Genomic DNA, 21,708 nt, shown 5'->3' on the forward strand with positions numbered 1-21,708 from the left:
AATAAAGAGATGAAAAATTTCAAGATATATTCGTTAACAACATGTGTTATAGGGGTGTTATTTGTATTGCTTTTTAGTTCTTGTTCTAATGATGATGATAATGATGCTCATGCAGGACCGCCTGTAATAGAATCGGTAATGCCCTCTGGGTATAATACAGACGGGAGCTTAAAGCCATTAGAGCCCGTAACTAAAGTTGATCCTAAAAATTATTATGTTATCCATGGTAAAGGATTTCTTTCGGCACAAAAAATTTATTTTAATGATTACGAGACTTATTTTAGACCCACTTTCGTAACTGATACTGATATTATTGTTTTGGTCGATGAAAATACTCCGTATGCTAATGCTTCTAATCAATTAAAGGTAGTTACAGACAAAGGAACTGCAGTTTATGATATAGTGGTGGCTCCTCCTGCTCCAACATTTAGTGGATTTAATTTTATTAATTGTGCTGAAGGAGATGAGGTTATAATTAAAGGGAAATACTTTTTAGAACCAGTTGTAACACTTGCAGAAACACCTACGCAGCCAGAAGTGCCTGTTACAATTCTTTCATCCACTTTGGAGCAAATTGTCATTAAAATACCAGCAAATGCAGACAAGAGACATTTAGCTGTTACAAATATATCGGGAACAGCGGTCTCGAAAGAAGCAATAGGAACCGCTTTATACGATGATAAGTTATATGGAATGCAATGGGGAGGACCTTGGGCAGGTAAGGGGGTTAATTTTAATTATGATGGTGATTCTTTTCAAGGAGAAAAATCCTGGCAATGGGAATTTGGTCAATGGGATGGAGGAAATTGGGGTTTTAATATTGACATGACTCCATACAAAGCATTTAGGATTGCGGTTAAAGGATCTAAAAACGGACAAGTTAATTTTAGTTTAAACGGAGGTCCAAATTATGTTATTCCAGTTTCAACATCATGGGTTTATATGGAAATTCCTTTAGATAAATTAGGAAGTCCAACTGCCGTTACGATGATTACTTTTCAAGAATCAAATAATGATGGGGGAAATACTGTTTTGTTTGATGATTTAGGCTTTGTTTTGAAATAGATAATTTGTTTGGTTTTAAGTTAGTCTAAAATGTTCCCTGATTGAAAAATTAGGGAACATTTTTTATAAAGTGTTTTAAAATTTAAAAAAAATGAAAAAGATAATTTTAGTATTGGCTTTACATATTTCAATATTAGTCTTCAGCCAGGGAAATACACATACGCAATCAGCAGGGAAATTTGAAGGTCTGGCCATGACACCGCCAATGGGCTGGAATTCATGGAACACTTTTGCAACCAATATCGATGAAAAATTGGTAAAAGAAACAGCAGATATTATGGTTTCTTCAGGTTTGGCAGCTGCGGGCTACAATTATATAGTACTGGATGATGGATGGATGGCAAAAGAACGTGATGCAAACGGAGATTTAGTACCTGATCCGGTTAAATTTCCAAACGGAATGAAAGCTGTAGTAGATTATGTGCATAACAAAGGGCTTAAATTTGGTTTGTATAATTGCGCCGGAACCAAAACCTGTGCTGGTTATCCGGGTACACGAGGATATGAATATCAGGATGCCCGTTTTTATGCGAAACTGGGAATTGATTTCTTAAAGTATGATTGGTGTAATACAAAAGGAATTACGGCTCCTGAAGCTTATGCAACAATGAGTAATGCATTAAAAACAGCGGGAAGGCCTATTGTTTTTAGTCTTTGTGAATGGGGTGATAACCAGCCTTGGGAGTGGGGGAAGCCTGTTGGCAACCTTTGGAGGATTTCTGGAGATATTTATCCGTGCTTTGATTGTGAATTTAAGCATCCTGAAAATTGGTCCTCCTGGGGGTTCATGAAAATTGCAGACATGCGTAAAGACATTCGTAAATATTCCGGTCCGGATCACTGGAATGATTTTGATATGATGGAAGTGGGCAATGAAATGAATCATACCGAAGATAAATCGCATTTCGCAATGTGGTGTATGTTATCCTCTCCATTATTTACCGGAAATGATTACCGAAAAATGACCAAAGAAACATTGGCTCTTTTGACCAATAAAGAATTAATCGCTATTAATCAGGATAAACTGGGAATTCAGGGATTTAAATATTTGGCAGAAGATGGATTAGAAGTTTGGGTTAAACCTTTATCAGATGGGAACTGGGCTGTAACTTTTTTAAATAGAAGCGAAGTGGCTAAAAAAGTTAATTTTGACTGGAAGAAAAATACTATAAAAGATACTGATTTTGGTTATGAAGCTGACTTCAATAAAGTAACTTTTAAACTAAAAAATCTTTGGACGAATAAAGAAACTGGAAACACCAAAAAGAACTTTACTGCAGATCTGGCTTCTCACGATTGTATAATCTTGAAATTATCTCTTTAAAATAAAAGCAAGATGAGGTTAAAAACAATAATACTATACATAGGTGTATTACTGATGTTTTCTATTTCGAATGCACAATTTGTAAAGAAACATGGTTTTTTAAGTGTCCAAGGGACTCAATTGACAGATCAGAATAATCAGCCAATTGTTTTAAGAGGAATGAGTTTTGGCTGGCATAGTATGTGGCCAAGATTTTACAATGAAAAAGCCGTAAGCTGGTTAAAGAAGGATTTTAATTGCAATGTGGTTCGTGCCGCTATGGGAATTGAATTAGGGGAACATTCCTACAGTAAAGACCCGCAATTTTCCAAAGAAAAAATCGAAGCAGTTATAAAAGGAGCCATACAATCAGATATATATGTTATTGTAGATTGGCACAGTCATAACGTCAATCTAAAGGAAGCAAAAGAATTCTTCGCTGCGATCTCAAAAAAATATGCTAAATATCCCAATATATTATATGAAATATTCAATGAGCCTGATTATGAAACCTGGCCGGAAGTTAAAAGTTATGCTGAAGAAATCATTAGGGTTATCAGACAAAATGATCCTGACAATATTATCTTAGTTGGTTGTCCTCATTGGGATCAGGATGTTGATCTTCCTGCTGCAGATCCTATTAGAGGGTATGGTAATTTAATGTATACAATGCATTTTTATGCCGCTACACATGGTAAGGAGTTGAGAGACAGGACGGATCAGGCAATAAAAAGCGGTTTACCAGTATTTATATCGGAATCTGCCGGAATGGAAGCTTCTGGAGACGGACCTCTCAATATGAAGTCATGGCAGGAATATATAGAATGGATGGAGACCAGAAAACTAAGCTGGGTTACTTGGTCAGTTTCCGATAAGGATGAAACCTGCTCTGTTTTACAAAAAAGAGCAAAATCAGAAGGAAACTGGAAAGATAAGGATTTGAAAGAGTCTGGAATTAAAATCCGTGATTTTTTAATTAAATATAATAGTACAGATTAGTGATAATGAAAAAAAACTGCTAGAAAAGCCTGTTCAGTTTGGATAGGCTTTTTGCGTTTTTATCTGCTTGTAAAAGTTAATATTTGATATTCTTTCGTATTTGTTTTTGTAAGAATTTTAAATATTTCTTTGTTGTATATTAAAAACTTGTTTTTGATTTGGTGTTTTTTATTTTTTATGTTTTTACCCTGTTTTTTATAGGGGTTTGTTTTTTTAAAGTTGTTTTTTGGGTTTTTAATATTTGTTTTTAACGTGTTTTTTGATTTTAAACCCCTATTTTTTTGTTGTAAACACTAAAAATGTGTTATTGTATTTTTAAAAACCAATCCCTATAAATATGAAATAATGATTATTTTTGATTTAATTTTTGTAATCCATAATTCTGCTCTAAAAACATCAAAAAAATAGTTTTCGATTCTTCTACTCATGCAAAAGTTAATAAATTCGCTGAAGAAAATGATGATGATTTAAACGGATTTGAAGTTCAAAAAAAAGCAATCGTAATTATAAAAAGATAAAAATTTAACTAACCAGAATCAATTAATAACTAAAACCAATTTACACATGAAAAAAGTATTATGTATTTTATCATTAGCACTAACAACAAGTTTTGCATTTGCACAAGATGAAACATCAGAAACCACTCCTTTAGAAATTTCAGGTTCGGGGGATATATATTACAAATATGATTTTGCTAAAGTCCCTAACATTCCTACAAGTTTTGCAACAGATCAGAATTCAGTTTCTTTAGGAATGTTGGATATCGCTTTGAAGAAAAAAATAAAAAACATTTCTTTTGTTGGTGAAATTTCTTTTGGACCAAGAGGACAAAGGCAATCAATACCAAATGAGCTAGATGTAGTATATGATCAAAATGGTGATCCTATTCCTAATACAATTACTTCTGGGGAATCATTCCACCTCCAAAACTTGTATGCTACTTATGCGTTTACTGATAAATTTAGTATGACAGCAGGTTATATGGGTACATTTATTGGCTATGAGGTAATCTCTCCGGTAGGTAACTTTCATTACTCAACTTCTTATATGTTTACCAATGGTCCATTCCAAAATGCAGGTATTAAAGCGAATTATGCCATAACGGAGAAATTTGGAGCAATGGTAGGTTTGTTTAATGATACTTGGAATTCCTATAAAGCGGATCCAATAAAAGGATTAAATGCTGTAGGAGGTCAATTGTCTTATGTGACAGATAAAGCAAGTGCTTATTTGAATTTTATGGATGGCTCTGTAAGTGGTACTATTGTTGATTTGACTGCAACATTCCAATTAACGGATAAATTCAAATTAGGTTTAAACGCTGCTGATTTTTCAAACGAAGGTGATGTAGGTTATACAGGAGCCGCATTATACCCATCTTATGCAATTAGTGATGCTTTTGCTTTGGGAATACGTGGTGAATATTTTAAATCTAAAGAGGGGTCAGATGACACAGATATTACAGCTTTGACTTTGTCTGGGAACTACAAAATAAACGGTTTGACTATTATTCCAGAGTTCAGATTTGATTCAAATTCAGATAAAGTTAAGTTTGTAGATTCTGATTTAGTGCCTGCTAAATCTGCTTCTCAAGTGCTTCTGGCTTTAGTTTACGGATTCTAAAATAAATTATAAAACATACTCTTTCTGGAAAAGAGATAAAGATTGATATTTTTTTTTTTTTTTGGAAGCTGTCAAAAATTATAAATTTTTGGCAGCTTTTTTATATTTAATAGAATTTAAACTTATAGTTATTATCCGAAATCATTCGGCTAAGAGCTAAAGTAAATGTCTTTAAGGAAAGATTTTTAACTCTTTGATTAAATACTTTTTATTGTATGTCTTTCTGTGAAAAAAAAGCAGGATGTGGCGGATTAAATTATTCGTGTTGGTAAATAACTTCATTCTGTTCAGTGTTTTTTATCTAATACTATTAAAAGAAGTATTTGGTATTAATATTTGAGGAGTTTTTGCTTCAGGGATTATCAGTAATTATCCATGGAATAGGAGAGAGTAAGTATTCGGATGATTTTTCTTTTTGAATACTATTTTTATGGGTCTTAAAATGCAATAAAAAAACGCATTCTCTAAATTTTATCAGGAATGCGTTTTTTATTTTTAAATGCGTCGTTTATTGAACCTGTTTTTTATAAATCGAATAAATAGTATCTATTGTTTTTCGGTCTAAAACAGAAGAAGTATCAGTTTGTATATAGTGCAGTTTAAAAGCCTGAATAGCTGCGGAAAGATTTTTAGTATTATACCCAATAATTCGAAGCGCAGGTTCAATTTTAAAGTCAAAAGGTGCTTCTTCTAAAACTTCATCAGGCCAAATTCCAAAACCTTTTTCTGCTAGAGTTTTCCATGGAAATAAGGCGCTTGGATCTTGTTTTCTGCCTGGAGCTATGTCAGCGTGGCCTAGAATGTTTTGTGTTGGAATATTGTAATCTTTTTTCAGTTTAGTCAAAAGAGCCATTAAACTGCTGATCTGAGCTTCTGTAAAAGGTTTGAAGCCATTGTTGTCAAGTTCAATGCCTATTGAAGAGGAATTTAAATCGGTGTTTTTTCCCCAACTTGATGCTCCTGCATGCCATGCTCTCAAATAATCATTTAACATCTGAACTACTTTTCCGTTTTCAGAAATGATATAATGTGCGCTGACTTGCGTTTTTGTTTTTGTAAACGTACTAACGGTTTGCTGGAGTGAGTCCTGAGCGGTATGATGAATAATAATAAAACTTGGTTTTCTTAAATTGAAATTGACAGTTCCTATCCATTCAGTTGTAATACCATTTAGTAAAGAAGTAGATCCTGTTTTTGAAAGAGTGTCCTTTACAATTCCTAATTGTGAAGCATAAGTAGTGTCTATAACTACAGGAGGAACAACAGATGGTATTGGCTGGACTTCTTTACTCGTAATTTGATTTTCTAAAGTTTTAAGCTGCTGATCATAAACTTTTTCTGTTGTTCTGTATGGGTTTTTTGTTCCGCAGGAAGTAATAATAATGGCTGAAATCAGATAAAAAAAATGTTTTTTTAACATGCTTTAATTACATTTAAGGTTGAGTCAGGAATGTTATTCAGCAGGTTTTGCTGCTTCAGTGTCTTCTTTGACTTCTTTATTGTCTTTTGAATCTTTATCTTTTTTCTTCTTAGATTTCGTTTTTTTTATTTCCTTAAAATTAGCCATAAAAGTAGTGTACTTTTCGATTTGTCCAGGATTTAGAAAAGCTGTTATTTTTTTCGTCGTAACTTCTCTTAATGCGTTTATCTGTTCAATTTTCTGATCCTGGCTGCTGCTTTCGTTTTTCAAAAGAACCCCTTGTTCTCTCATGCTGTCTGCCAGAACGTTTGTGATAGCGATAGCCTGAAGTTCATCAAGATTTACTTCGGGTTTCATTTGCTCTACAATTTTTGCAGCTGTTTCTTCTACAGGAACTTCTTTTGGTTTGCTTGGGCTGCTTTGAGGTCCCTGCATCATACTTCTATCCATGCCCATTCCACCTCTGCCGTAACCGTTCCCATACCCATTATTGTAACCATTTCCGTATTGTGCTGAAACAGAATTATAGCCTAATAAAGCAAAAACTAAAAGAAAAATAGAGTGAATAGGTTTCATAAACTTTAAAATTGATGATTGGTTAGCGTAAATTTAAGCAGGTTCTCCGTATAAATCAAATTCTGTCGCTTCTATTATCCTTATATTAACAAATTCGCCCGTTTTTACATAATGTTTTGATGCATCTATTAAAACTTCATTGTCAACATCCGGACTATCAAATTCTGTTCTTCCCACAAAATGAGCACCTTCTTTTCTGTCAATAATACATTTGTAAATCTGTCCTACTTTTTCCTGATTCAAGTCCCATGAAATTTGAGATTGTAATTCCATAATCTCATTAGCTCTGGCTTGTTTTACATCGGCGGGAACATCATCTTCCAATAAATAAGCGTGAGTGTTTTCTTCATGAGAATAAGCAAAACAGCCCATTCTGTCAAATTTCATTTCCTGAACAAAGTCTTTCAAAATTTCAAAATCTTCCTGAGTCTCCCCTGGGTAACCAACAATCAAAGTAGTTCTGATAGCTATTCCCGGAACCGCAGCACGGAAATCTTTTAGTAACTGAGTCGTTTTGGCCTGAGTGGTACCACGGCGCATCGATTTTAGAATATTATCTGAAATATGCTGCAATGGAATATCGATATAATTACAAATTTTAGGTTCGCGTTTCATTAGCTCCAGAACATCCATCGGAAAACCGGTAGGGTAGGCATAATGCAAGCGTATCCATTCAATGCCTTCTACAGCTGCCAGTGCTTCTAATAATTCTGCAAGATTTCTTTTCTTATAAAGGTCAAGGCCATAATAAGTCAGGTCCTGAGCGATTAAAATCAATTCTTTTACGCCATTTTTGGCTAAGCCTTGGGCTTCTTTTACTAATTTTTCGATTGGCTGAGAAACATGCGAACCTCTCATTAACGGAATAGCACAGAAACTGCAGGGTCTGTCGCAGCCTTCAGCAATTTTTAAGTAAGCGTAATTTTTTGGAGTAGTCGTTAAACGTTCTCCTAGTAATTCATGTTTATAGTCGGCTCCCAGAGCTTTTAAAAGCAGGGGTAATTCTGTAGTACCAAAATATTGATCTACATTCGGAATTTCTTTTTCTAAATCCGGTCTGTAGCGTTCAGATAAACATCCTGTTACAAAAACTTTATCAACTAAGCCTCTGTCTTTTTTATCAGCATATTCCAAAATCATGTTTACTGATTCTGCTTTCGCATTGTCAATAAAACCACAAGTGTTGATTACGATAATGTTCCCTTCTTCTTTTTCAGGAGCTTCATGTTGTACTTCTTTACCATTGGCACGAAGTTGTCCCATCAGCACTTCACTGTCATATACATTTTTCGAACACCCAAGAGTGATTACGTTAATTTTGTTCTTTTTTAAAGACTTGGTTCTCATATTTTTATAAATTGGAGTGCAAAATTACACTTTTTTATTCAAACACCGCTTGTTTAGGATTCATTTAGGTGTTTTTTCAGAAGCTATTCCCGCTATCCGTTACAATCTTTTACGCCGAACACCGGCATAAAAGGATTTTCACTTCTATCGGGGCTAAAAAAAAATCCGTCAGGAAAACCAGACGGAAATTTTCAATCCTCTATTTTGATTTTTAATTACAATTCAAATAATAAAGTCAGGGAAACATTGTTGAGTTTAGAATTAATTTTTGCAGGGTCAGTTAATCCGGTTGCAAAAAATCCCTGATTAGATTCTCTTTCAGTATAAGAATAGGCAAGATCAATTTTTGTGCCTCCAAAGTTATACCCTAAACCGCCGGAATAACTGTTTAGATCTCCAATTGTTTTACCGTCTTTATAAGGGCTTTCTTCAAAACGGTATCCTCCGCGTAAGCTTAATCGTTTAATTTTGTATTCGCCCCCAATCCTTAATTCGCCGCTTGTTGTTAGTTGGTTGTTTATATCATTGTTAAGTTCCCTGAATCCGGAATCACTCGTCGGTTTGAATTTAGTATTTCCGTAGTCTTTAATAGAATAGTCAACACTGATTAAACCGGTTTTTCCAAATATATAGGCACCGCTAAAAGTGAATTTTCCCGGAGTTTGCAAAGTATATGAGTCATAAACGTTTGTTATATTAGGATTTACTTCATAGTCAATAGCTTGATTTGCGTTATTTTCTGTTGTTGAGTATAAACTTTGCGAGATTTCATCGTACAATTCATACCAAGTATTTGATTCGTAAGCTAAACCTAATCTAAATGATTCTGTAACTTTTGCAATGGCACCTAATTGAAAAGAAAATCCGTTTCCATAAGTGTACAAGTCATTGTTAAAACGCACATTGGATATAGTTTGAGTTGGTTCCAGGTCGCTCGTGTTTCTTTCGAAAAAACTGCTGGATCTTCTGTAGTCGGTAACATGAACGTTTAAATTGGCTCCCAGATAAATCCTGTCTTGATAGGATGTTGCGATATTGAAACTTAATTTGCTATTATATCCTCGAGCATAAATTTCATTTTCCTGTATATAATTTCCACCAGAAGGAATATTAGTGTTGTATTGCGTATTGTTAGTGTCGTTTGGGTTAGTTGGGAGTATTACTTTTCCATAAAATCCAAAATAAGCTTGCTGTTCATTATAAAACAAATCTGTGTAGTCAAAACCAGTAATATCTCCTAAAGGTATTCCATTCGCATAATTTAAAAAATAGCGGTCAATTGAATTTTTGTCTTTATTTGTGCCTCTTGAAAAAATATTATTGTTAAAATTATTGGTGTTCTCATAGGTAGCACCAATTGCAATTTTTTTCCAATTATTATTCGGATTATGATCGTTAAAAACAAAAATAGCCCCGGCTTGGTTTAAAATAAAAGAGTTTTCTTTGTCGCTGGTCTGTTCGCCAAAATAATCAGAATTATTTTTGATACTTTGATTGCTAAAAGTAATTCCAACCTGATTGTTTATAAATATTGCAGATCCCGCAGGGTTTACAGATAATGATGATAAATCTCCTCCAAGTGCTCCAAAGGCGCCACCCATTGCTCTAAAACGGGCAGTTCCTGTTAAATTGTCCTGAGAATAGCGTACACCATCTGAAATTTCCTGTGAATAGGACACGCTGACAGTTAATCCTGTTATAAGTAGGATGAATATTTTTTTCATTTTTTGTTGAATTTGATTTGTAACTAAATACGCTGAAGAATGAAATTGTTACCTTCTTCCGCCACCGCCATAGGATCTGCCGCCGCCACCGCCTCCTCCAGAGGATCTCATACTTCCGCCACCTCCGCTACTGTTATATGAACGGGAAGGAGAAGAGCTTGGTGTTGAATAACTTCTTGATGAATTGTTACTATTATTGTTGTAATTGTAAGATCTGTTTGAGTTAGTAGTACTTGATCTTCTGCTTGAATCGTAACTGCTATTGTATGAATTCGAGCTTCTTCTGTCTGAAAAAGTAGGACTTGATGTTCTGTTTGCAGAAGATCCTCTTCTGTAGTCGGAAAAGCTGTTTTGTCTGTTTGTATTGTAGCTTCTGTTTGTACTGTACGTCCTGTTGCTGTTATAGCTTCTGTTTGTTGTGTAACTTCTATTCGTGTTATAGCTTCTGTTAGAGCTATAATTTCTTCCTCCATAGTAAGCGGCAGATCCTCTTCTGCCGTAATTATAGGAATAGTTGTTGTGTCTGTATCCATAACCATAAGCAGGTCCCCAATAGCCGGAATATCCCCATCCTGGTCCCCAATAAGCAGGGTAACCCCATCCATATCCAGGGTAACCCCATCCGTATCCGGAATACCCCCAATAACCTCCGTATCCTCCCCATCCGTAATATGGGTATCCAAAGCCGTAACCAAATCCCATAGGCCACATTGGGCTGGAATAAACATTTACTGATACCTCAGAATTACTGCTCCCCCATGAAGGGTAAGATGTAACTAATGCAACTTGTGTACTGTCGTCTTCTGCGTAATTACCATAGCTATCTACATCAGTAAATATTTCAGTAGGCATTCCGTCATTTTGCAGTGATCTAAAATAATCCTGATATTGGTTGTTGACCGAATTGGTGTTTGACTGAGCGTAATTACGGCTATTGCTATAAATTCCATCATTATCGTTATACGAACTGTTTTGGTAAGAACCACACGATGTTAATAAAAAACTCAACAATCCAATTAGATAGAAATGAGCTGAGTTTTGTCGGAGAGAAGTATAAGTTTTCATATCTGTGGTGTTTTTTATTGTTGCACATTACAAAAATAGTTAGTTTTGCGAAACTATTTAGTTAAAAAAAATAAAACAAAATTTGTGCCAAACTATTCAATATGAGCAAGAACCTCACTACAAGAGCAGAAGATTATTCGAAATGGTATAACGAACTGGTTGTTAAGGCAGATTTAGCCGAAAATTCAGGTGTAAGAGGCTGTATGGTAATCAAACCCTACGGATATGCTATTTGGGAAAAAATGCAGGCTGAGTTAGACAGGATGTTTAAAGAAACCGGACATCAAAATGCATATTTTCCTTTATTCGTCCCAAAAAGCATGTTTGAAGCCGAAGAAAAAAACGCCGAAGGATTTGCAAAAGAGTGTGCAATCGTAACGCATTACAGATTAAAAAACGATCCTGATAAACCAGGGAAGCTAATGGTTGATCCGAATGCCAAATTAGAGGAAGAACTTATTGTTCGTCCAACAAGTGAGGCAATTATCTGGTCAACATACAAAGGATGGGTACAATCGTATAGAGATTTGCCTTTATTGATTAATCAATGGGCAAATGTAGTACGTTGGGAAATGCGTACGCGTTTATTTTTGAGAACTGCTGAATTTTTATGGCAGGAAGGACATACTGCACATGCTACAAAGGCAGAAGCGCTAGAGGAATCTGAAAAAATGATGAATGTGTATGCGGATTTTGTAGAAAACTTTATGGCGATTCCGGTTGTAAAAGGGGTAAAAACCGAAACAGAACGTTTTGCCGGAGCAGATGAAACATACTGTATAGAGGCTTTAATGCAGGACGGGAAAGCATTGCAGGCAGGAACATCTCATTTCTTAGGTCAGAATTTCGCAAAGGCTTTTGATGTGAAGTTCGCAAATGCAGAAGGAAAACAGGAGCATGTTTGGGGTACCTCATGGGGAGTTTCAACTCGTTTAATGGGAGCCTTGGTAATGACACATTCTGATGATCAGGGGTTGGTTTTACCTCCAAATTTAGCGCCTATACAAGTTGTAATTGTGCCAATTTATAAAACAGATGAGCAATTAGCTGAAATTACAGCTGCTGTTAATGATTTGACTGCTAAACTAAGGAAATTAAGGATTTCAGTTAAGTATGATGACAGAACGACCCAAAAACCTGGATTTAAGTTTGCTGAATGGGAATTAAAAGGAGTTCCTGTTCGAATTGCAGTAGGTCCAAAAGATTTAGAAAACGGAACTTTTGAGGTAGCAAGACGTGATACTTTAACAAAAGAGACGGTTTCTGGGGAAGGAATTGTAGACTACATAAATGAATTATTAGAGCAAATACAGACAGATTTATTTAATAAAGCATTAGACTATCGTAATAAGCATATTACGGAAGTAAATAATTTTGAGGAATTTAAACAAGTTTTAGAAGGTAAAGGAGGGTTTGTTTCGGCTCATTGGGACGGAACAGCTGAAACGGAAGAGAAAATAAAAGATCTTACAAAAGCAACGATTCGCTGTGTTCCTTTAAGTCATGTGGAAGAGGCGGGAAGCTGCGTATTTACTGGGAATCCTTCTACAAAAAGAGTGTTGTTTGCAAAGGCATATTGATTTTTTTTATTTTTTTTTACATCAGGTCTTGTACATTTTAAAAATAGTTGTATTTTTGCATCCGCATTAGAGAAACACGGTCCGTTCGTCTATCGGTTAGGACGCCAGGTTTTCATCCTGGTAAGGGGGGTTCGATTCCCCCACGGACTACTTTTTTTCTTGCACTTTAAGTGTTTTACTTGATATTATGGTCCGTTCGTCTATCGGTTAGGACGCCAGGTTTTCATCCTGGTAAGGGGGGTTCGATTCCCCCACGGACTACTAAAATTAGTTGTGAATAAGTTTTGTAAAATAGAAATTGGTGTCTCGGTTTTTGTTTTATTAGTTAAAACCAAAGTGATTGTTTTGCAATTGTGGGAGGTTTTTCTTTTTTAACTAGTATCTATAATAAATTATTACATCTAAAATTAAGAAAATGGCAAATCATAAGTCAGCATTAAAAAGAATCAGAAGCAACGAAAAAAGAAGAGTTCTTAACAGATACCAACATAAAACTACTCGTAACGCTATTAAAGCATTAAGATTAGCTACTGATAAGTCTGATGCAGCTTCTAAGTTATCAACAGTAATTTCTATGATTGATAAATTAGCTAAAAAGAACGTTATTCACGATAATAAAGCTTCTAATCTGAAGTCTAAATTAACGAAACATGTTGCTAAATTGTAATTAATTACAATTCTTAATATAGAAAAAGTCCTCTTATGAGGACTTTTTTTATTTTCATCATATTGAACAAATAAAATAATGGAAAGAAATAGAGTTTCAGATGGACTAATTACCTAATTTTGCATTCTAAACTATATTTCAGATGAATGCTCATTCGTTTAAGAAAAGCCCTTTTAAAACTATAATATCATTTCATAAATTAATTGAATCTTTTGAAGAAATTGCTTTATCAGATATTGATTACCGATCAAATTATGCAAAAGCAATACTGAAAGAAATAGAAGCTATTCCTGAGTTTAGAACGGGGATTGAAGATTATAAGATTATCCGAAAGGAGGAAGGTCTGATAAAAAATCTTTTGGCTGATTTGTTTCCAACAGCTCTGACAAACAACGAAATAAAAGCTGTTACAATTCCATTTCAGAATTTAACTTTCAATTATACAGAACGTTTCAAGAAAATTTTGAGTAATGCAGGCTCAACATTTGATATGGAAATTCGGGATTTTGATGAGCATCAATTTTATATCAATAACTGTTGTCTTATTTTAAGTACTTATTATAAACAGGATGTAGATTTTAATAAACCTTTTTTTTATGATATTCCGGATGAAAAAGGGGTTACCAGACATTATCGTATTTTGTACAATGCTGATTTCCTTGAAATAATTCCAACGGAAGATTCTATACAGCTTACAAAAGAAGATATTGATTTACTTATTGATAATTATACAGATATTGAACTCTGGGAATCAAAATTTCCGGTAGGGAGCTGGATTATAAAAGGTTTTGGGATAGTTTCCTTATTTGACGCAACTACTGAAAATGCTATTTCGAATTTAAAAAGTAATCTGTTAAAACCAGATGATACCATTACACCAACTGAAATTATTGAATCTATTTTTATATCGTTATTTAAAATACCAGGGTTAAGATTCGGTTTTGTAATTTACAGTTCTGATGAGGAAAAATTGATTAGACCAATCAAATTTGATACCCAAATGCATAGCTTTTTACTTTCGGATAATCAGGAAGTAGATTGTAAAAATGCCTTATTTGGATGCTCATTTGAAAACTTATTAGAAAAACGGGAACCTTTTGTAATTTCAAATGTTGAAAAATTTTCACAACAGGCAGGCAATGAAAGGCTAGGGCAGCATTTGCTTCAGCAGAATATTCAAAGCTGTATTTTTGCTCCAATAATCAAAGATGATCTTTTTTTAGGGATATTAGAAATTGTATCTCAAAACCCAAGAGAATTAAATAGTATAAATTCGACAAAGTTAGAGTTGATCTTACCGTATTTAACAGATACAATTGATCGTTACAATACTGATATGCAGCATCAGGTAGAAGCTATTATTCAGCGTGAATATACTACAATTCACCCCAGTGTTTATTGGAAATTTAAAAAAGAATCTCAGAATTATTTTCAAAATATTAATTATTCTAAAGATTATATTTTTAAAGAGATTGTTTTTAAAGAGGTGTTTCCGTTATATGGACAAATTGATATTAAAAGCTCATCTGAACATCGAAATGAAACAGTAAAGAAAGACTTGAAAAATCAGCTAACGGCACTTTTAGAAATTTTCGAAACCCTGAAGTCTGACGCTAATCTGATGTTGTTGGAGCAAAGGAAGTTTGAACTGGAATCGATGCTTCAGGAATTAGAGTTCCCTTTGAAAGCAGATACAGAACAGCATGTTCAGCATTATATCGAAGAAGAAATTCATCCTATTTTAAAAAACACAAAAGAGACTGTTAAAAGCGAAAAATTACAAAAAAAGTATTTTGAGAGTTTAGATGAAAAATCGGGCTTGTTTTATCATGAAAGAAAGAAATTTGATAATGCGATGTCTATTATTAACAAGAAACTGGCTTCTGTTTTAGATAAAAAGCAAATTGAAGCTCAGCAAATTTATCCGCATTACTACGAACGTTTTAAAACAGATGGTGTTGAGCATAATCTATATATTGGTTCTTCAATTACACCTTCACAGCCTTTTGATTTAATGTATTTGCATAATCTGCGCTTATGGCAATTGCAGACCTTATGCGAAATGGAATTAGAACATCATCAGCTTAAAGCTTCTTTACCATACGAATTAGATGTAACTTCATTAATTTTGGTTTTCAGCTCTCCGCTTTCAATTCGTTTTAGAATGGATGAGAAACGATTTGACGTTGATGGAACCTATAATGCCCGTTATGAAGTTGTGAAGAAACGAATAGATAAATCAAATATAAAAGGTACAAAAGACAGAATTACAGAAAAAGAAAAAATTACAATTGTATATACGCAAAACAATGAGGAAGCGGAATACTTAAAATACATAAAATATTTGCAGCACAAAAAAATACTTGAACCTGCTATTGAGCAATTTGAAGTTGAAGACTTGCAAGGGGTTTCGGGATTAAGGGCTATTCGTGTAAAAGTTATTAATAATACCGAAAATTTGATTTCTCAAAAAATCACGTATCAGGATTTATTGGATGAACTTAAATAGTTTTTTTGTTTTAAAAAGAGTTCTAAATTGATCTGAATGCGATTACAAAAGCAATTACCGTAATAATGATTCCAGTCATGAAAAAGTTGTAAGCGATTCGGAGTAAATTATATTTTCGTTGCAAAACCAAACCAAGATAGTATAAATCTTTTATCATTGTAGAGTACAAATAGTCGCGGTCTTTCATCATTTCGTTCATGGCCCAGTCGTATTCATGTAAAGGCATTTTATAAAAATTGCCAAAAAACATTAAATTAACTTTTTTAGCTTCAACATCGTCGCGTGAAAAAATACCGGAAGTTACTTTAGGTCTTGTGGATAGAATAGCAAAAATAATAGTTATTACGCTAGAAATCAACATTATGAAGGTCGGGATTACCAGGTGGGCATTTTTTGGGCTGTCTAATTTTGGAATAATAGAAGAGAGTGCGATTGAAATTATAATTGCGTTTACAGATAATAAAATATTGGCTTTGCTATCTGCAATCCCGCTCAAACGTGTATGATTTCCTAAAGTAACACGAAATAAGGTATCAACACCACGATCTGTTTTCTCTGATTTTTCCTTTTTTTTGTTTTCATCTTCAACTTCAGCCTTTTTTTGGGTTTTCTGCTTGTTTATCTTTTTCTGAATTTTGACTAAGTTTTTTTCTTTCAGAGGCTGCCAGTTTTTTTGGGCATAATCCGTATAAAAGTGGTGTTTTGTCATTAAAAAATTGAAGTTTTCTGTAGCCCACTCTAGGTTTGTAAAATCTACAATTCCTGTGTTTTTTAATTCAAGGCGCAATAATTCGCAGGAGCTAACATATTCAGGACTGATAATATGAATAAAATCGGCATCCTTTATTATCTTTTCAAGATGATTTTTCGGAATGTATTCTTTGGCTGTAGCCGAAATTAAATCTCCTACCTTTTTTATGAATTCATCTGTTTGGTTTTTTTCTTTTAAAAATTGAGAAGCAATCCTAATGCTTTCGTTTTCATGGTTTTCATATCCAATAATATATCCGGTATCATGAAACCATGCAGCTATTAAAAGTAATTCTCTGTCATCAGAATTTACATTTTCTTTTTTACAAAGTTCTTTAGTTGCATTTACCACACTAAAAGTATGGTTGAAATTGTGGTAAGAATATAAAGCAGATAGTTTATCTTTGAGTAAATTAGTAACGAAATCTTCGGACTGTTGTATTAGGTTCATAGAGAATATTTTTATACCACTAAATTATGAAATTGTTTCTGGATAATCATTTTGTTGTAAGGATTAAAAGCCAAATTCTTCCATTTTTACTTTTGTCTTTAATTTATTCATGTGCAACCCGGCATCCTCAATATGGTAAAAATGTAAGTGCCAACGAAAACGAAAACGCAACTGATACCATAAAAATTGCACACACTTTTTATTTAGTTGGTGATGCGGGAAATGCAGATGAAGAAAAAGCGAAGCAAACACTTGAATTACTGCATGATAAATTAAAGAAATCAAATAAAAGAGCTACATTGTTATTTTTAGGAGATAATATTTACCCTAAAGGTTTTCCGGCCAGCAAAAAGGAGGCTGAAGTAAAAATTGCAGAAACGAAACTGACCGGTCAGCTCAGACTAACTAAAGGTTTTAAGGGGAAAACCATTTTTATTCCGGGAAATCACGATTGGTACAATGGTACAAAAGGACTCGAGCTTCAGGCTGATTTTGTTACGAAATACCTAAATGATAAAAAGACTTTTTTACCAAGAAAAAATTGCCCAATTGAAGAGGTAAAAATGGATAGTATTACCTCTTTGGTTACCATTGACAGCCAATGGTTTTTAGAAGACTGGAACAAACATCCGACTATAAATGATAATTGTGACATTAAAACCAGGGAAGATTTTTTTGACGAACTTGAAAATATTCTGAATAAAAACCAGGAAAAGACAGTTGTTCTGGCTATGCATCATCCTTTAATGAGTAATGGGACACATGGCGGACAGTTTTCATTAGAGAAGCAATTGTTCCCTTTAGAGAATAAAATTCCGCTTCCGGTTATTGGTTCTATGATTAATTTAATTAGAAAGACATCAGGAATTAGCCCGCAGGATCTTCAGAATAAGCAATATACTATTCTTGCAAAAAGAATAAAAGCACTTATTCAGGGTCAAAAAAATATCATTGTAGTTTCGGGGCATGATCACAATCTCCAGTTCATTAATAATGAGAATATCAATCAGATTATTAGCGGGGCTGGTTCAAAATCAGAAGCTGCTAGAGCAATCAATCCAAACGATTTCTCTTATGGCGGTAATGGTTATGCAGTATTGACATTGTTTAAAAGCGGCGATGCAAAAGTAAACTTCTATGGCAATGAAAATAATAAAGAAAAAATGCTTTTTGAACGTGAAATTATAAAAGCAAAAGAATTTAACTGGGACAAAAAAGCTTCTAATGATTTTCCTAAAACAGTTTCTTCTTCAATTTATACTAAAGAGATGACCAGAAAAAGTGCAGTGCATAAATTTCTTTTTGGAAATCATTACCGTAAATATTACAGTCTTCCGATAGAAGCGCAAACTGCAACTCTGGATACGCTTAAAGGAGGTCTGAAACCCCTAAGAGAAGGAGGCGGACATCAATCAATATCATTAAGAGTCGTAGATTCTAAGAAAAGAGAATACGTTATACGTGCCTTAAAAAAGAGTGCTACACAGTTTCTTCAATCTGTTGCTTTTAAGGATCAGTATGTAGAAACAGATTTTCAGGATACTTATGCTGAGGGTTTTTTACTTGATTTTTATACTACGGCACATCCATATACACCTTTTTCAATTGGAAATATGGCTGATAAATTAGGATTAGCACATTCTAATCCGGTTTTATATTACATTCCGAAGCAAAATGCTCTAAAAGAGTTTAATTCAAATTTTGGTGATGCATTATACATGGTCGAAGAGCGTGCTTCAGATAATCAAAAAGATGCCCGCAGTTTTGGAAAACCAAATGATATTATCAGTACTGAGGATATGATGAAAAATCTTCATAAGGACGAAAAATATAGTGTTGATGAAAAAGCATACATGAAAGCACGATTATTTGATATGCTTATTGGTGATTGGGACAGGCATCAGGATCAATGGCGCTGGGGAGAATATGAGGAAGGAGATAAAATTGTATATAGACCTATACCTCGTGATCGTGACCAGGCTTTTACAAAATATGACGGCACCTTACTTTCTTTATTAATGAATATTCCCGCATTGCGGCACATGCGAAGCTTTAAAGATAAAATTGATAATGTAAAATGGCTTAATAGGGAACCTTATCCCTTAGATTTGGCTTTTGTCAGAGTAGCCGATAAAAACGACTGGATTGCACAGGCAAAGTATATTCAGGAAAATCTTTTGGATGCTGATATTGATAATGCTTTTAAAAACCTGCCAAAAGAAGTTCAGGATGAAACTATTGAAGATATAAAGCGAAAATTGAAAAGCAGAAAAAAAGAGCTTCAAAAATATGCAGCAGTTTATTCTGATGTTCTTTCTCGTACAGTAATGGTAGCAGGAACAGACAAAAAAGATAAGTTTGTTATAAATCACATTTCTAAAAATACTCTCGAACTAAAAGTGTATCGCCTTAAAAAAGAGGGTGAAGAACTGATTTATACAAAAAAGTATAACGATAAATTGACTAAAAATCTTTGGATTTACGGTTTAGATGATGATGATGTTTATGAAATAAAGGGAAGATACAATTCGAAAATTTTGATTCGGTTAATCGGAGGACAAAACAATGATTTATATGCTGTTGATAATGGAAAAAGAGTAAGAATTTATGATTTTAAATCAAAAAACAATACCTATAACCTTGATAAAAAAGCAAAAAAAGTACTTACAGATGATTACGATGTGAATTTGTATAATTTTGAAAAACCGAAATATAACGTTTTTTCAGGTTTACCAACCGCCGGTTTTAATCCTGATGATGGTGTGAAAATAGGAGTCAATCTTAATTATACAGTTAATAATTTTAAACAAAATCCGTATACACAAAAGCATGTTCTAAATGGGTTCTATTATTTTGCTACAGCAGGTTTTGAGTTGGATTACAACTCACATTTTCCCGGATTATTAGGAAATTGGATTATTGACCTTGAGGCAAAATATACTACGCCAAATTTTGCAATTAATTATTTTGGATATGGAAATGAAACGGTCAATGAAGATAAGGATTTGGGAATGGATTTCAATCGTGTTCGGATCCAGAAATTAAGAGTGGCACCTGCTGTAAGACACGTTGGTCGTTATGGAAGTGAATTGAGTTTTCAGCCTGTTTTTGAAAAGATGAAGGTTGATGATACAGAAGCACGCTTTATTGATGTGCCTGGTGTTGTAAAATCTACTGTTTTCGAAGGCCAGCAATTTGCTGGTGCAATCATAAAATATAGTTTTAAAAATACTGATTTTGTTTCAAAACCTTCATTAGGGATGGCTTTTATGATTTCAGGCAGCTGGCTGACAAATCTGGATAATTCTAAACAAAATTTCCCTACTGTCGAAAGTAATTTAAGTTTTGTACATAAAATCGATTCGCATGGCAAATTAGTTTTTGCAACTTTTTTTAAGACAAAAGCGATTTTAAATAGCAACTACGAGTTTTATCAGGGTGTGACTTTAGGTGGAGATAAAGATTTACGTGGTTACAGAACGGAAAGATTTTTAGGAAATACGTCTTATTCGCAAAGCACGGATTTGCGTCTAAGTCTCGGAAAAATCCGAAAAACAATTGCGCCACTTACTTATGGAATTTTAGCAGGGTTTGATTATGGTCGTATTTGGCTGGATGGCGAAAATTCAAAAAAATGGCATAATGATTTTGGAGGCGGGATCTGGCTTAATGGCGTAAATGTGATTACAGCGAGAGTTTCCTATTTCAAATCACCGGATGAAAGAGGAAGAGTAGTTGTAGGAGCTGCTTACAGCTTCTAGCTATTTTAACCTAAATTCATACACATTGCCGCCGATTTTATTGGTTTTTTCATCAGCTATTAATAAAGTAGTATTGTCTTTAAAAACAACAGCTTCTTTTTGTGAGAAGTGATTCAGGACAATTTCTGTTTGAGAGCCTTTGTTAAAAGAATCTGCTTTGAAATCTTTGAATAAAACAACTTTATCGTGACTTAAAAGTGCGACTTTTTTTCCGTCAGGACTAATTGTTGCACTTGTTAAGACGCAATGATTATAATTTTTGCAGGTTTTAAATTCTCCAATTTTAACCGCTTTTTGTGTTCCTGGCGCATTTAAAATTTTGTAAATAAAAGCAGTTCCATCAAAACCTTTGCTTCGGTTTTTGGTAAATAGGTAAAAGTAATTCTGAAATTCAAAAAAGCCTTCCACATCATAGAATAATTCTTTTTTATTGGGTGGAAACTCTTTCTGTTCAGGATAGGAAAAAGAAACCTTATATTCAATAACGGCGTTTTGTTTGTTTAATTCGCTTTTGGCTACTTTGTAAATACACAAGTCCATACGTTCATTATCGTTATTGCCAAAGTCACCTATGTAAATATTTCCTGCTTTGTCTTTTGTGATATCTTCCCAATCTACATTTTTGGCATTTGTAATGGCGATAGTTTTTTCTAATTTACCTTCTGAATTTATAGCGTAAATTTCATTTTTATTTCCACTGTCTTCCAAAGTATAAATCAAATTACTCTCAGGAAAATAAGTGATTCCTGAAACTTCCTTAAGTTTTTTTGGGAGTGAATAAAGCGTTTTTAAATCACTATTTGATTGCTGTTGGCAAGCGAGTAAAACGAGAGAATTTACAATTAAGAAGGACTTTTTCATAAAATAA

15 protein-coding genes and 2 tRNA genes are annotated in these 21,708 nt (G+C 33.9%); 10 read left to right on the forward strand and 7 right to left on the reverse strand.

Translation table 11 applies throughout. The annotated features are described in order from the left end of the window. Positions 1-9: 9 nt before the first annotated feature. From ACNC7R_RS06145 to ACNC7R_RS06160, 4 genes are all read left to right on the forward strand, one after another. On the forward strand, positions 10-1,065 hold the full coding sequence (locus ACNC7R_RS06145; protein WP_417940066.1) for a hypothetical protein: 1,056 nt from the start codon (positions 10-12) through the stop codon (positions 1,063-1,065). A 91-nt stretch (positions 1,066-1,156) separates the two neighbouring features. After that, positions 1,157-2,389 carry a glycoside hydrolase family 27 protein gene (locus ACNC7R_RS06150; RefSeq protein ID WP_417940067.1) on the forward strand — a complete coding sequence of 411 codons (1,233 nt, stop codon included), beginning with the start codon at positions 1,157-1,159 and terminating at the stop codon, positions 2,387-2,389. Between the two features lie 12 nt (positions 2,390-2,401). After that, a complete protein-coding gene (locus ACNC7R_RS06155) occupies positions 2,402-3,367 on the forward strand; it encodes a glycoside hydrolase family 5 protein (RefSeq protein WP_417940068.1) in 966 nt (321 codons plus the stop codon). Between the two features lie 564 nt (positions 3,368-3,931). Next, positions 3,932-4,990 carry an outer membrane beta-barrel protein gene (locus ACNC7R_RS06160; RefSeq protein ID WP_417940069.1) on the forward strand — a complete coding sequence of 353 codons (1,059 nt, stop codon included), beginning with the start codon at positions 3,932-3,934 and terminating at the stop codon, positions 4,988-4,990. 508 nt (positions 4,991-5,498) lie between these two features. Here the strand turns inward: ACNC7R_RS06160 and ACNC7R_RS06165 are convergent. From ACNC7R_RS06165 to ACNC7R_RS06185, 5 genes are all read right to left on the reverse strand, one after another. Continuing rightward, complete coding sequence (locus tag ACNC7R_RS06165) at positions 5,499-6,410, reverse strand: N-acetylmuramoyl-L-alanine amidase (protein WP_417940070.1); 912 nt, start codon at positions 6,408-6,410, stop codon at positions 5,499-5,501. Positions 6,411-6,443: 33 nt separating this feature from the next. After that, on the reverse strand, positions 6,444-6,986 hold the full coding sequence (locus ACNC7R_RS06170; RefSeq protein WP_417940071.1) for a hypothetical protein: 543 nt from the start codon (positions 6,984-6,986) through the stop codon (positions 6,444-6,446). A gap of 33 nt (positions 6,987-7,019) precedes the next feature. Further along, positions 7,020-8,333, reverse strand: a complete 1,314-nt coding sequence (rimO, locus tag ACNC7R_RS06175) for a 30S ribosomal protein S12 methylthiotransferase RimO (RefSeq protein ID WP_417940072.1) — start codon at positions 8,331-8,333, stop codon at positions 7,020-7,022. A gap of 215 nt (positions 8,334-8,548) precedes the next feature. After that, the gene (locus ACNC7R_RS06180) at positions 8,549-10,057 is read right to left on the reverse strand and encodes an OmpP1/FadL family transporter (protein WP_417940073.1); all 1,509 of its coding nucleotides are present in this window, start codon (positions 10,055-10,057) and stop codon (positions 8,549-8,551) included. Between the two features lie 48 nt (positions 10,058-10,105). After that, positions 10,106-11,122, reverse strand: coding sequence for a hypothetical protein (locus ACNC7R_RS06185; RefSeq protein ID WP_417940074.1), 1,017 nt, complete (start codon positions 11,120-11,122; stop codon positions 10,106-10,108). A 101-nt stretch (positions 11,123-11,223) separates the two neighbouring features. Between ACNC7R_RS06185 and proS the strand changes: the two genes are divergently transcribed. The 5 genes from proS (at position 11,224) to ACNC7R_RS06210 (ending at position 15,878) form a co-directional block, all read left to right on the forward strand. After that, a complete protein-coding gene (gene proS / locus ACNC7R_RS06190; protein ID WP_417940075.1) occupies positions 11,224-12,702 on the forward strand; it encodes a proline--tRNA ligase in 1,479 nt (492 codons plus the stop codon). Between the two features lie 78 nt (positions 12,703-12,780). Continuing rightward, positions 12,781-12,852, forward strand: a tRNA-Glu gene (locus tag ACNC7R_RS06195). Positions 12,853-12,891: 39 nt separating this feature from the next. Next, positions 12,892-12,963 (forward strand) — tRNA-Glu (locus ACNC7R_RS06200). Positions 12,964-13,117: 154 nt separating this feature from the next. Continuing rightward, a complete protein-coding gene (gene rpsT / locus ACNC7R_RS06205) occupies positions 13,118-13,369 on the forward strand; it encodes a 30S ribosomal protein S20 (RefSeq protein ID WP_417940076.1) in 252 nt (83 codons plus the stop codon). A gap of 142 nt (positions 13,370-13,511) precedes the next feature. Beyond that, on the forward strand, positions 13,512-15,878 hold the full coding sequence (locus tag ACNC7R_RS06210) for a GAF domain-containing protein (protein WP_417940077.1): 2,367 nt from the start codon (positions 13,512-13,514) through the stop codon (positions 15,876-15,878). Positions 15,879-15,900: 22 nt separating this feature from the next. Here the strand turns inward: ACNC7R_RS06210 and ACNC7R_RS06215 are convergent, their stop codons facing one another. After that, a complete protein-coding gene (locus ACNC7R_RS06215) occupies positions 15,901-17,079 on the reverse strand; it encodes a Pycsar system effector family protein (protein WP_417940078.1) in 1,179 nt (392 codons plus the stop codon). 26 nt (positions 17,080-17,105) lie between these two features. On the opposite strand from ACNC7R_RS06215, the gene ACNC7R_RS06220 reads away from it, so the two are divergent. Next, positions 17,106-20,840, forward strand: a complete 3,735-nt coding sequence (locus ACNC7R_RS06220; RefSeq protein WP_417940079.1) for a metallophosphoesterase — start codon at positions 17,106-17,108, stop codon at positions 20,838-20,840. Here the strand turns inward: ACNC7R_RS06220 and ACNC7R_RS06225 are convergent, their stop codons facing one another. Further along, entirely contained in the window at positions 20,841-21,701 is an 861-nt protein-coding gene (locus ACNC7R_RS06225) for a hypothetical protein (RefSeq protein WP_417940080.1), read from the reverse strand. It lies immediately after the preceding gene. Positions 21,702-21,708 lie beyond the last annotated feature (7 nt).

It is taken from the genome of Flavobacterium adiutor (assembly GCF_048282555.1).
Lineage (GTDB): Bacteria > Bacteroidota > Bacteroidia > Flavobacteriales > Flavobacteriaceae > Flavobacterium.

Excerpts from the sequence above, each read along its gene's own strand:
- ACNC7R_RS06210 (WP_417940077.1), top strand. The coding sequence starts at position 13,512 with ATGAATGCTCATTCGTTTAAGAAAAGCCCTTTTAAAACTATAATATCA.
- ACNC7R_RS06215 (WP_417940078.1), bottom strand. The coding sequence starts at position 17,079 with ATGAACCTAATACAACAGTCCGAAGATTTCGTTACTAATTTACTCAAA.
- ACNC7R_RS06225 (WP_417940080.1), bottom strand. The coding sequence starts at position 21,701 with ATGAAAAAGTCCTTCTTAATTGTAAATTCTCTCGTTTTACTCGCTTGC.
- ACNC7R_RS06170 (WP_417940071.1), bottom strand. The coding sequence starts at position 6,986 with ATGAAACCTATTCACTCTATTTTTCTTTTAGTTTTTGCTTTATTAGGC.
- ACNC7R_RS06185 (WP_417940074.1), bottom strand. The coding sequence starts at position 11,122 with ATGAAAACTTATACTTCTCTCCGACAAAACTCAGCTCATTTCTATCTA.
- ACNC7R_RS06180 (WP_417940073.1), bottom strand. The coding sequence starts at position 10,057 with ATGAAAAAAATATTCATCCTACTTATAACAGGATTAACTGTCAGCGTG.
- ACNC7R_RS06220 (WP_417940079.1), top strand. The coding sequence starts at position 17,106 with ATGAAATTGTTTCTGGATAATCATTTTGTTGTAAGGATTAAAAGCCAA.
- rimO (WP_417940072.1), bottom strand. The coding sequence starts at position 8,333 with ATGAGAACCAAGTCTTTAAAAAAGAACAAAATTAACGTAATCACTCTT.
- rpsT (WP_417940076.1), top strand. The coding sequence starts at position 13,118 with ATGGCAAATCATAAGTCAGCATTAAAAAGAATCAGAAGCAACGAAAAA.
- ACNC7R_RS06145 (WP_417940066.1), top strand. The coding sequence starts at position 10 with ATGAAAAATTTCAAGATATATTCGTTAACAACATGTGTTATAGGGGTG.
- ACNC7R_RS06155 (WP_417940068.1), top strand. The coding sequence starts at position 2,402 with ATGAGGTTAAAAACAATAATACTATACATAGGTGTATTACTGATGTTT.
- ACNC7R_RS06160 (WP_417940069.1), top strand. The coding sequence starts at position 3,932 with ATGAAAAAAGTATTATGTATTTTATCATTAGCACTAACAACAAGTTTT.
- ACNC7R_RS06165 (WP_417940070.1), bottom strand. The coding sequence starts at position 6,410 with ATGTTAAAAAAACATTTTTTTTATCTGATTTCAGCCATTATTATTACT.
- ACNC7R_RS06150 (WP_417940067.1), top strand. The coding sequence starts at position 1,157 with ATGAAAAAGATAATTTTAGTATTGGCTTTACATATTTCAATATTAGTC.
- proS (WP_417940075.1), top strand. The coding sequence starts at position 11,224 with ATGAGCAAGAACCTCACTACAAGAGCAGAAGATTATTCGAAATGGTAT.